Source organism: Pseudomonas sp. NBRC 111130 (assembly GCF_001320485.1).
GTDB classification, from domain to species: Bacteria; Pseudomonadota; Gammaproteobacteria; order Pseudomonadales; family Pseudomonadaceae; genus Aquipseudomonas; species Aquipseudomonas vlassakiae.
Genome location: NZ_BCBG01000017.1, coordinates 16245 through 27856 on the forward strand (window position 1 = coordinate 16245; position 11612 = coordinate 27856).

Below are 11612 nucleotides of genomic sequence, written 5' to 3' on the forward strand. Positions count from 1 at the left end.
ACCTAAAATGAGCACTGACAGTGCCAACCAAGGAACCCGCTGGCTACCACGCCTGATGGGCGTGCTGCTGTTGCTGATGGGCCTGGCCCTGCTGGCCGGCGGCATCAAGCTGAGCCAGCTGGGCGGATCGCTGTACTACCTGATTGCCGGTATCGGCTTCGCCGTGTCGGGTGCCCTGCTGCTGGCCAAGCGCCGCCTCGCCCTGGGCCTTTATGGCCTGGTGCTGCTGGGCAGCACGGTGTGGGCCATGCTGGAAGTGGGCCTGGACTGGTGGCAACTGGTACCGCGCCTGGCCATCTGGTTCGCCATCGGCGTAGTGCTGCTGCTGCCGTGGGCACGCCGTCCGCTGACCGGCCCTGCGGCCAAGGCCAACACCGCGCTGCTGAGCGTCGCCGTGCTGGCTTCGGGCGCCTGTGCCCTGGGCAGCCAGTTCACTCACCCGGGTGAAGTGTTTGGCGAACTCGGCCGCGACAACAGCGAAATGGGCAGCGCCGCACCGGCCATGCCGGATGGCGACTGGCAGGCCTATGGCCGTACCGAGCACGGCGACCGCTATTCGCCGCTGCGCCAGATCACCCCGCAGAACGCCTACCGCCTGGAAGAAGCCTGGCGTATCCGCACCGGTGACCTGCCGACCGACAACGACCCGGTCGAACTGACCAACGAAAACACCCCGCTGAAAGCCAACGGCATGCTCTATGCCTGCACCGCCCACAGCAAGGTGCTGGCCCTGGACCCGGACACCGGCGCCGAAATCTGGCGCTACGACCCACAGATCAAGACCCCGGTCGGCACGTTCAAGGGCTTCGCCCACATGACCTGCCGCGGCGTCTCGTACTATGACGAGAACAGCTACGTCAGCCGCGACGGCAGCCCGGCACCTAAGGTGTCCGACGCCGGCCAGGCCGTGGCTCAGGCCTGCCCGCGCCGCCTCTACCTGCCGACCGCCGACGCCCGCCTGATTGCCATCAACGCCGACAACGGCAAGGTCTGCGAAGGCTTCGCCAACCAGGGTGCGATCGACCTGACCACCGGTATCGGCCCGTTCACCGCAGGCGGCTATTACTCCACCTCGCCCGTGGCGATCACCCGCAGCCTGGTGATCATCGGTGGCCATGTGACCGACAACGAGTCGACCAACGAACCGTCTGGCGTGATCCGCGCCTATGACGTGCACGATGGCCACCTGGTATGGAACTGGGACAGCAACAACCCGGACGACACCAAGCCACTGGCCCCCGGCAAGATGTACAGCCGCAACTCGGCCAACATGTGGTCGCTGGCCAGCGTCGACGAGGACCTGGGCATGGTCTACCTGCCGCTGGGCAACCAGACCCCTGACCAGTGGGGCGCCGACCGCACCCCAGGCGCCGAGAAGTACAGTGCCGGCGTGGTTGCCCTGGACCTTGCCACCGGCAAGGCACGCTGGAACTACCAGTTCACCCACCACGACCTGTGGGACATGGACGTCGGCAGCCAGCCGACCCTGGTGCACCTCAAGACCAAGGACGAGATCAAGCCAGCGATCATCGTGCCGACCAAGCAGGGCAGCCTGTATGTGCTCGACCGCCGCGACGGCACGCCGATCGTGCCGATTCGCGAGATCCCGGTTCCGCAAGGCGCGGTCAAGGGTGACCACACCGCACCGACCCAGGCCCGCTCTGACCTCAACCTGCTTGGCCCTGAGCTGACCGAGCAGGCCATGTGGGGCGCCACCCCGTTCGACCAGATGCTGTGCCGCATCCAGTTCCGCGAGCTGCGCTACGAGGGCCAGTACACCCCGCCGTCCGAACAGGGCAGCCTGGTCTACCCAGGCAACGTCGGCGTGTTCAACTGGGGCAGCGTGTCGGTCGACCCGGTACGCCAGCTGCTGTTCACCTCGCCTAACTACATGGCCTTCGTGTCGAAGATGGTGCCGCGTGAGCAGGTGGCTGCCGGGAGCAAGCGCGAAAGCGAGACCAGCGGCGTGCAGCCGAATACCGGCGCGCCCTACGCAGTGACCATGCACCCGTTCATGTCGCCAATCGGCATCCCTTGCCAGGCGCCTGCCTGGGGCTACGTGGCGGCCATCGACCTGTTCACCAACAAGGTGGTATGGAAGCGCAAGAACGGCACTACCCGTGACAGCACCCCGGTGCCGATCGGCATGCCGGTGGGCGTACCGAGCATGGGCGGCTCGATCGTCACCGCAGGTGGCGTCGGCTTCCTCAGTGGCACCCTCGACCAGTACCTGCGCGCCTATGACGTGAACAACGGCAAGGAACTGTGGAAGGCCCGCCTGCCAGCGGGTGGCCAGGCCACACCAATGACCTATACCGGCAAGAACGGCAAGCAGTACGTGCTGATCGTCGCCGGCGGCCATGGCTCGCTGGGCACGAAAATGGGCGATTACATCATCGCTTACAAATTGGCTGAGTAAGCGCTGCCAGTCTGACATGCACGACCCTGTGGGAGCGGCCTTGTGTCGCGAAAGGGTCGCGCAGCGGCCCCATGATCTCTGCTGGTGCACAGATTTTGGGGCTGCTGCGCAGCCCTTTCGCGACACAAGGCCGCTCCCACACCATTGAAACCCATTCTCCCCCGCCCCATCTAAGCACCATAGTCATTCACGCAGGTGCCCCATGAGCGACCAGCAGGATTTCCCGGAACAACCCGACGAACACAACGCAATCGAACAGCCTGACACCAAGGTCGATATCGGCCACGCCCTCGCCCTGCCCGGCCAGCAGTTGCCGGACAAGGTCTACGTGATCCCGATCCACAACCGCCCGTTCTTCCCCGCACAAGTGCTGCCGGTGATCGTCAATGAAGACCCCTGGGCCGAAACCCTCGACCTGGTGGCCAAGACCGAACACCATTCGCTGGCACTGTTCTTCATGGACACACCGCCGGAAGACCACCGCCATTTCGACACCTCGGCCCTGCCGGAGTACGGCACCCTGGTCAAGGTGCATCACGCCAGCCGCGAAAACGGCAAGCTGCAGTTCGTCGCCCAGGGGCTGACCCGGGTGCGCATCCGCACCTGGCTCAAGCATCATCGCCCGCCGTACCTGGTCGAGCTCGAATACCCGCGCCAGCCAGCGGAACCGACCGACGAGGTCAAGGCCTACGGCATGGCACTGATCAACGCGATCAAAGAGCTGCTGCCGCTCAACCCGCTGTACAGCGAAGAGCTCAAGAACTACCTCAATCGCTTCAGCCCCAACGACCCGTCGCCGCTCACCGACTTTGCCGCTGCACTCACCTCCGCCACTGGTAACCAGCTGCAGGAAGTGCTCGACTGCGTGCCCATGCTCAAGCGCATGGAAAAAGTCTTGCCGATGTTGCGCAAGGAAGTGGAAGTGGCGCGCCTGCAAAACGAGATTTCCGCCGAGGTCAACCGGCAGATCGGCGAGCACCAGCGTGAGTTCTTCCTCAAGGAACAGCTCAAGGTCATCCAGCAGGAGCTGGGCCTGACCAAGGACGATCGCAGCGCCGACCTCGAGCAGTTCGAGCAGCGGCTTGCCGGCAAGACCCTGCCCGAGCAGGCGAAAAAGCGCATCGATGAAGAAATGGGCAAACTGGCCATCCTCGAGACCGGCTCGCCCGAATACGCGGTCACCCGCAATTATCTGGAATGGGCCACCGCCCTGCCCTGGGGGCTGTACGGCAAGGACAAACTCGACCTCAAGCATGCGCGCAAAGTGCTCGACCAGCACCATGCTGGCCTGGACGATATCAAGGAGCGCATCCTCGAATTCCTCGCCGTTGGCGCCTGGAAGGGCGAGATCAGCGGCTCGATCGTGCTGCTGGTGGGCCCGCCCGGGGTGGGCAAGACCAGCATCGGCAAGTCCATCGCCGAATCCCTCGGCCGGCCGTTCTACCGCTTCAGCGTCGGCGGCATGCGCGACGAGGCCGAGATCAAGGGCCATCGCCGCACCTACATCGGCGCCCAGCCGGGCAAGCTGGTGCAGGCGCTGAAGGAAGTCGAGGTGATGAACCCGGTGATCATGCTCGACGAGATCGACAAGATGGGCCAGAGCTACCAGGGCGACCCCGCCTCGGCGTTGCTGGAAACCCTCGACCCGGAGCAGAACGTCGATTTCCTCGACCATTACCTGGACCTGCGCCTGGACCTGTCCAAGGTGCTGTTCGTGTGCACCGCCAACACCCTCGACTCGATCCCCGGGCCGCTGCTCGATCGCATGGAAGTGATCCGCCTGTCCGGCTACATCACCGAAGAGAAAATGGCCATTGCCAAGCGTCACCTGTGGCCCAAGCAGCTGGAAAAGGCCGGTGTGGCCAAGACCAGCCTGAGCATCAGCGACAGCGCCCTGCGCACGGTGATCGAGGGCTATGCCCGGGAAGCTGGCGTGCGCCAGCTGGAGAAACAGCTGGGCAAGCTGGTGCGCAAGGCCGTGGTCAAGCTGCTGGACGACCCGGATGCCAAGCTCAAGATCGGCAACAAGGACCTCGAGGCCGCCCTGGGCATGCCGGTGTTCCGCAGCGAGCAGGTTTTGGCAGGCAAAGGTGTGATCACCGGCCTCGCCTGGACCAGCATGGGCGGTGCGACCCTGCCGATCGAGGCGACGCGTATCCACACCCTGAATCGCGGCTTCAAGCTAACCGGCAAGCTGGGTGATGTGATGAAAGAATCCGCTGAAATCGCCTACAGCTACGTCAGTTCCAACCTTAAACAGTTTGGCGGTGACCCCGGCTTCTTCAACGAAGCGTTCATTCACCTGCATGTGCCCGAAGGTGCGACGCCCAAGGATGGCCCGAGCGCCGGCATCACCATGGCCAGCGCGCTGTTGTCGCTGGCCCGCGACCAGGCGCCGAAGAAAGGCGTGGCCATGACCGGCGAGCTCACCCTCACCGGCCAGGTACTGCCGATCGGTGGCGTGCGCGAGAAGGTGATCGCGGCGCGGCGGCAGAAGATCTTCGAGCTGATCCTGCCGGAGCCGAACCGTGGGGACTTCGAAGAGCTGCCGGACTACCTGCGCGACGGCTTGACCGTGCATTTCGCCAAGCGCTTCGCTGACGTGGCCAAAGTCCTGTTCTGAACCTTTACCGGCCTCTTCGCGGCTAAAGCCGCTCCCACAGGGAAATCACAGTTTTCCAGCGCTGTGCCGTACTTGTGGGAGCGGCTTTAGCCGCAAGAGGCCGGCACTGGCAGCACAAAATTCCTCGATCATCGGGTATCCTCAGGCCATCGCCAGTCTTCGGAGCCACCATGACCGCACCTCGCCTGCTCGTTCCCCTGAGCCTCGCCCTGCTCGCCGCCTGCGCCCAACAGCCGAAGCAAACCGTCGAACTGGACGCCGAAAGCGAATGCCCCAAGCGCCTGCAGGTCGGCCAGAACCTCACCCTGACGCTGCCCAGCAACCCCACCACCGGCTACCGCTGGCTGGTACAGAATCCGGCCTCCAACGTGCTGCACAGCCTGGGCCCCGAGGTCTACAGTGCCCCCGAGGACACCGGTATCGTCGGCAGCTCGGGCATTTCGACCTGGCGTTACCAGGCCCGCGCCGCCGGTGAAGGCCATTTGGTGCTGGTCTACCAGCAGCCCTGGGCGCCGGAAGTACGCCCGGTACAGACCTTCGATTGCGCCATCCGGGTCAACTGAACGCAAAGCGCTGGTCAGCCAACCATGCATCCAACTCGCGGTTTGGCTAGAATGCCGGCCCTGCATATCGCCAGCCGCCTGGATTCACCGTGAGCAAACAACCCGACCGCCTTTTCGCCCAACCTCTGGAGCAAGTCCCCGACTTCGTGTTCAACGAAGATGTGGTGCGTGTGTTCCCGGACATGATCAAGCGCTCGGTGCCCGGTTACCCGACCATCGTCGAAAACCTCGGCGTGCTGGCCGCGCGCTTCGCCCAGCCGAACTCTGCACTTTACGATCTGGGCGCCTCGCTGGGCGCCGTCAGCCAGTCGCTGCGCCGCCATGTGCGCAGCGACGGTTGCCGGGTGATAGCGGTGGACAATTCCGCCGCCATGGTCGAACGTTGCCGCCAGTACCTCACCGCCCAGGACTCGATGTTCCAGGAACTGCTGCCGGTCGAGGTGCTGGAAGCCGATATCCTCACCCTGCCCTTCGAGCCGGCTTCGGTGGTGGCAATGAACTTCACCCTGCAGTTCATCGCCCCTGAACAACGCCTGGCGCTGCTCAGCCGGATCCGCCAGGCGCTGCTGCCCGGCGGTGCGCTGATCCTCTCGGAGAAACTGCGCTTCGCCGATGACAACGAGCAGACCCTGCTCAACGAACTGCACCTGGACTTCAAGCGGGCCAATGGCTACAGCGAACTGGAAATCGCCCAGAAGCGCAGCGCCATCGAGAACGTGATGAAGCCCGACACCCTGCAAGCCCATCAGGAACGCCTGCACGCGGCCGGCTTCACCAAGGTGGTGCCGTGGTTCCAATGCCTCAATTTTGCCTCGCTGATAGCCCTGCCATGATCGATCTGTCCCCCCTCGTCCGCCGCCTGGCGGGCACGCCCCTGGCTTCCTGGTCCCAGGGCCTGCAAGCACAACTGCAAGCCAAGCTGGAAAAAGGCCACGGCGACCTCGACCGCTGGCGCGGCGCGCTGGATGCGCTGCCGGCCCTGCAGCCCAGCGAAATCGACCTGGCTGATGGCCTGCGCCTGGATTGCGAGTGCGATGACGCCACCCGTGCGCAGATGCGCCAGGCGCTGATGGGCCTGTCACCTTGGCGCAAGGGGCCGTTCGACCTGTTCGGCGTGCATGTCGACACCGAGTGGCGCTCGGACTGGAAGTGGTCGCGGGTCGGCCCGCACCTCGACCTCAAGGGCAAGCGCGTGCTCGACGTTGGCTGCGGCAACGGCTATTACCAGTGGCGCATGCTCGGTGCTGGTGCCGACATGGTCATCGGCGTCGACCCCAACTGGCTGTTCTTCTGCCAGTTCCAGGCCGTGCAGCGATACCTGCCCGACCTGCCCGCCTGGCACCTGCCATTCGCCCTGGAAGAGCTGCCGGCCAACCTCGAAGGCTTCGACACCGTGTTCTCCATGGGCGTGTTCTACCACCGCCGCTCGCCCATCGAGCACCTGCTGGCGCTCAAGGACTGCCTGGTCAAAGGCGGCGAGCTGGTGCTGGAAACCCTGGTGATCGAGGGCGACGAAAACCAGGTACTGGTGCCCGAAGACCGTTACGCGCAGATGCGCAATGTCTGGTACCTGCCATCGGTACCGGCCTTGGAGCGCTGGTTGCGCCGTGCCGGGTTCAGCGAGGTGCGCTGCGTGGACGTGAGCGTTACCAGCATCGAGGAGCAGCGCAGCACCGAATGGATGCGCTACCAGTCGCTGGGCGATTTCCTCGACCCCGACGACCACAGCAAGACCATCGAAGGCCTGCCCGCCCCACGCCGCGCCACCCTGTTGGCGCGCAAATAAAAAGGGCGTCCATGTGGACGCCCGAATCACAGCTGTACCGGGGAGCAGTGCCGGCACAGCTGCCGTTGCCTTAGTCCTTGGCCACCTCGCGGGCCTTCTCCTGCGCCTTGCGCTCGCGCTCGGCGATCGCCTGTTGCGTGTCGCCGTGCAGGCGCTCCTGGTCCTGACGGAATGCTTGCCAGAACTGCTTGGAACGTTCGCCGCCGCCTTCGGCGTAGGCGCTGGCAGCGCCCAGGGCGAGGGTCGCCAGCAACAGGTATCGGGTCAGGTTCATCATGCTTGCCTCGTTGATAAGCGATCAGACTGGGCCATCGTATCCTCGGGCAGCTAACGGCAAGGTGAGGCGCGCATTACAGTCTTGCAATGTGGCCTTGGCAGACAGGCAGATAACACCAGGATTACAAATCCGTTATCTACGCCGATGGGCCATTTGCATGCCGTAACATCCTGCGGCTTGACCCTGAAGCCCCTTCAGGCTTGAGAATCCTGCCCTTTTCCAGCCATACCGAGCCCACCCATGCGCCTGCTGATCATCGAGGACGAACTGCGTACCGCCGACTACCTGCAACAAGGCCTGCGTGAAAACGGCTACGTGGTCGACTGCGCCCACACGGGCACCGACGGCCTGCACCTGGCGCGCCAGCAGCCTTATGAGCTGATCATTCTCGACGTCAACCTGCCCGAACTCGATGGCTGGACGGTGCTGCAGCGTCTGCGCGCCGAATCGGCCACGCGAATCATGATGCTGACGGCCCATGGCCGCTTGTCGGACCGGGTCAAAGGCCTGGACCTGGGCGCAGATGACTACCTGCTCAAACCGTTCGAATTCCCCGAGTTGCTGGCGCGCATCCGCAGCCTGCTGCGGCGTAACGATCAACAACTGCAACCGAGCACACTGCGCGTCGCCGACCTTGAGCTCGACCCCGGCCGCCACCGCGCCTACCGCGCCGGCAAACGCATCGACCTGACCGCCAAGGAGTTCGCCCTGCTCCACCTGCTGATGCGCCAGAGCGGCGAGGTGCTGTCGCGCACGCAGATCATCTCGCTGGTGTGGGACATGAATTTCGACTGCGATACCAATGTGGTCGAGGTTTCGATCCGCCGCCTGCGGGCGAAGATCGACGATCCGTTCGAAGACAAGCTGATCCACACCTTGCGCGGCGTCGGCTACGTACTGGAGGCCCGTGTGTGAAGTACGCCAGCCTGTCCCTGCGCCTGGGCCTGAGTGTGACCCTGATGGGCGCCGCGCTGATATTGCTGCTCGCCTGCCTGGCGGTGTTCGCCCTCGACCACGAACTGGACAGCCGCGCCCGCAGGGACCTCGCGCGCAAGATGTTGCAGGTGGAACATAACCTGCGGGTCGACCTGCGCAGCGAAGACCTTGGCAGCCGCGCCCATCCGTTGCTCGACCTGGTGATGGGCCACGACAACCTCAGCCTCAGCATACTGGCCCTTGAGGGGCGCCACCCGCACCTGCTCAGCCTCGGCCCGGCCCTTGAATCCCGGGTGGGCGAATTGCATACCGATGCACGGCTGAACTACCACGAATGGCGTGACAGCAGCGGTAATCAGATCCTTACCGCCACCCGGCAGATGCGCCTGCGCGACGACACCCCGGTGCGGGTGATGATGTCGCTCAACCGCGCCGACGACCATGCCCTGCTGCAAGCCTACCTGCACTCGACGCTGCTGGCCCTGCCCCTGCTGCTGCTGCTGATCGGCGCTGGCGCCTGGTGGCTCGTGCAACGCGGCTTGCAGCCGCTGCGCCACTTCCGTCGCATCGCCGGCAAGGTCTCCGCCCAAGACCTGCAACACCGCCTGCCCGCGACCGGCTTACCGCTGGAGCTGGCAGAGCTGGCGCGCAGCATCAATGTGATGCTCGATCGCCTGGACCAAGGGGTGCGCCAGCTTTCGCAGTTTTCCGATGACCTTGCCCACGAGCTGCGCACCCCGCTGAGCAACCTGATGGGCAAGGCCCAAGTCACCCTGGCCCGTGAACGCGATGGCGAACACTACCGGGAAGTGCTGGAAGACAGTGTCGAAGAGCTGACCCGGCTCAACCGCATCATCAACGACATGCTGTTCCTCGCCCAGGTCAGCCAACCCCAGGCGCAGGTGGCGCTCAAGCCGCTGGCGTTGGCGGACGAAGCGGCGCAGGTGAGCGAGCTGTTTGCCTTCAGTGCCGAACTCAAGAACATCGAGCTGCGCTTGCAGGGCTGGGGGACGGCGCTGGGGGACCGTTTGATGTTCCAGCGGGCGCTGTCGAACCTGTTGAGCAATGCCATTCGCCATGGGCCTGAAGGACAGGCGGTGAAGCTGGGCATCGAGCGGCAAGGCAGTGAGGTACGGGTGTGGGTGGAGAACCAGGGGCCGGGGATTGCCGAAGAACACTGGCCGCAGCTGTTTGAGCGGTTCTATCGCGTGGGATCGGGGCGATCGCGGCTGGAGGGCGGGACGGGATTGGGGTTGGCGATCGTGAAGTCAATCATGCAGTTGCATGGGGGGCGGGTCGAGGTCCGCAGCAGGCCTGAGGGACCCACGCGGTTTACCCTGCTGTTTCGGGCTGAGTAAGGGGTTACCTGCACTGGCCCTTTCGCGGGCATGCCCGCTCCCACAGGTACTCCACAGGCCTTGAGGCTTGCGCAATACCTGTGGGAGCGGGCTTGCCGGCGAAGATGCCATTACAGGCAGCCAAGGGATCAGCGCGAAGCCGCGACGATCAATGCCTTCATTTCGGCCACAGCGGCCTTGAAGCCTACGAACAGCGCATGCGCAACCAAGGCATGGCCGATGTTCAGCTCATTGATGCCCTTGATCGCTGCCACAGCCTCGACGTTATGGTAATGCAGGCCATGCCCGGCATTGACGATCAGCCCCTGGCCCACGCCAAACGCAACGCCATCGACGATGCGTTGCAGTTCCTCCGCCACTTCGGTCGGGGTCTGTGCATCGGCATAACGCCCGGTGTGCAACTCGATAGCCGGCGCACCGACACGGCGCGAAGCCTCGATCTGCCGCTCGTCGGCATCGATGAACAGCGACACTTCAGCACCGGTACGCGATAAGCGCTCGACCGCCGCCTTGATCCGCGCCTCCTGGCCGGCCACGTCCAGGCCACCTTCGGTGGTCAGCTCCTGACGGGTCTCTGGGACCAGGCAGATATGCGCCGGGCGAATCTTCTCGGCAAAGGCCATCATCTCTTCAGTGACGCCCATTTCGAAGTTCATGCGCGTCTGCAGCACGTCCTTGAGCAGCAGCACGTCGCGCTCCTGGATATGCCGACGGTCTTCGCGCAGGTGCACGGTAATGCCATCGGCGCCCGCTTCCTCGGCATCCAGCGCAGCCTTGACCGGGTCCGGATAGCGGGTACCGCGGGCCTGGCGCAGGGTTGCCACGTGGTCGATGTTGACGCCGAGAAGCATGCGGTTGCTGTGAGTCACGAAAGGCTCTCCTGAGGATTGAGCCACACAGCATACGACGTGCTCAGCGCTTGCGAAACAGTTCCCGGCTGACCAGCGGTTTTGCCCCCAGATGCACTGCCAGGGCCTGACGCATCAGGCGCTTGGCCGCCAGCAGGGCGCCGGGGGCGTCCCAGTCGGCCTGGGCCAGGGCCAGCAGCTCGGTGCCGTTGAACAGTCCGGGCTGGGCCAGGTACACCCGTTCCAGGCCGGCATCGACCCGCAGCCGGTACAGGCCGTCGGCTTCGATCAGGTCGTCGTTGACGTCGTGGTGGAGCGAAAAGGCGTAGCCCAAGTCCTCCAGCAGCCGCCACTCGAAGGAGCGCAGCAAGGGTTCCAGCGACCTTCCCTCGGCCAAGGCCTGCAGGGTCAGCGCGTAATGCTCGAACAGTTCAGGTTGCGGTGCCTCGGCAGGCAGCAGGCGCATCAGTAGTTCATTCAGGTAGAGGCCGCTGAACAGCGCGTCGCCATGCAGCCACGCAGCAATACCGACCGTGTCCAGGCGCCTGACGTTCTTCAGCTCACCTTTGCCGAACAGTTCCACTTCCAGCGGTACGAACGGCCGCACCAAGCTGCCACCCTTGCCGCGTGCACGGCGCAGCACCGCACGCAGGCGGCCCTGGGGCGTGAAGAAGTCCACCAGAGCACTGGTTTCCTTGTAGGCGCGGCTGTGCAGGACGTAGGCCGGCTGCGGGGTGGGTTGGTCCATTTACGATCTCTGAGCGGGCTTGACGCGACCTCTGTAGGAGCGGCCTTGTGTCGC

10 protein-coding genes are annotated in these 11612 nt (G+C 64.5%); 7 read left to right on the top strand and 3 right to left on the bottom strand.

From position 1 onward, the window contains the following. The first annotated feature begins 7 nt into the window (after window positions 1-7). The 5 genes from APH33_RS10100 to cmoB all read left to right on the top strand — a co-directional run bounded on the left by APH33_RS10100 (window position 8) and on the right by cmoB (window position 7391). Window positions 8-2419 carry a glucose/quinate/shikimate family membrane-bound PQQ-dependent dehydrogenase gene (locus APH33_RS10100; protein ID WP_054884993.1) on the top strand — a complete coding sequence of 804 codons (2412 nt, stop codon included), beginning with the start codon at window positions 8-10 and terminating at the stop codon, window positions 2417-2419. Between the two features lie 202 nt (window positions 2420-2621). Further along, window positions 2622-5042, top strand: a complete 2421-nt coding sequence (gene lon, locus APH33_RS10105; RefSeq protein WP_054884994.1) for an endopeptidase La — start codon at window positions 2622-2624, stop codon at window positions 5040-5042. Window positions 5043-5212: 170 nt separating this feature from the next. Further along, window positions 5213-5605 carry a protease inhibitor I42 family protein gene (locus APH33_RS10110; RefSeq protein WP_054884995.1) on the top strand — a complete coding sequence of 131 codons (393 nt, stop codon included), beginning with the start codon at window positions 5213-5215 and terminating at the stop codon, window positions 5603-5605. 89 nt (window positions 5606-5694) lie between these two features. Next, a complete protein-coding gene (gene cmoA, locus APH33_RS10115) occupies window positions 5695-6438 on the top strand; it encodes a carboxy-S-adenosyl-L-methionine synthase CmoA (RefSeq protein ID WP_054884996.1) in 744 nt (247 codons plus the stop codon). Then, on the top strand, window positions 6435-7391 hold the full coding sequence (gene cmoB, locus APH33_RS10120; protein ID WP_054884997.1) for a tRNA 5-methoxyuridine(34)/uridine 5-oxyacetic acid(34) synthase CmoB: 957 nt from the start codon (window positions 6435-6437) through the stop codon (window positions 7389-7391). Before cmoA ends, cmoB begins: the two co-directional genes overlap by 4 nt. 70 nt (window positions 7392-7461) lie before the next feature. Here cmoB and APH33_RS10125 read toward each other — a convergent pair whose 3' ends face one another. Beyond that, complete coding sequence (locus tag APH33_RS10125) at window positions 7462-7665, bottom strand: hypothetical protein (RefSeq protein ID WP_054885088.1); 204 nt, start codon at window positions 7663-7665, stop codon at window positions 7462-7464. Window positions 7666-7908: 243 nt separating this feature from the next. Here APH33_RS10125 and APH33_RS10130 point away from each other — a divergent pair, with 243 nt between their 5' ends. Both APH33_RS10130 and APH33_RS10135 read left to right on the top strand, forming a co-directional pair. Further along, complete coding sequence (locus APH33_RS10130) at window positions 7909-8583, top strand: heavy metal response regulator transcription factor (RefSeq protein ID WP_054884998.1); 675 nt, start codon at window positions 7909-7911, stop codon at window positions 8581-8583. Further along, window positions 8580-9962 carry a heavy metal sensor histidine kinase gene (locus tag APH33_RS10135; protein ID WP_054884999.1) on the top strand — a complete coding sequence of 461 codons (1383 nt, stop codon included), beginning with the start codon at window positions 8580-8582 and terminating at the stop codon, window positions 9960-9962. The genes APH33_RS10130 and APH33_RS10135 overlap by 4 nt, the downstream gene beginning before the upstream one ends. Before the next feature lie 128 nt (window positions 9963-10090). Here APH33_RS10135 and pdxJ read toward each other — a convergent pair whose 3' ends face one another. Then, window positions 10091-10813, bottom strand: a complete 723-nt coding sequence (gene pdxJ / locus APH33_RS10140; RefSeq protein ID WP_189660492.1) for a pyridoxine 5'-phosphate synthase — start codon at window positions 10811-10813, stop codon at window positions 10091-10093. Between the two features lie 61 nt (window positions 10814-10874). After that, window positions 10875-11558 (bottom strand): DNA repair protein RecO, encoded by a 684-nt coding sequence (recO, locus tag APH33_RS10145; RefSeq protein ID WP_054885001.1) that lies wholly within the window; start codon window positions 11556-11558, stop codon window positions 10875-10877. Window positions 11559-11612 lie beyond the last annotated feature (54 nt).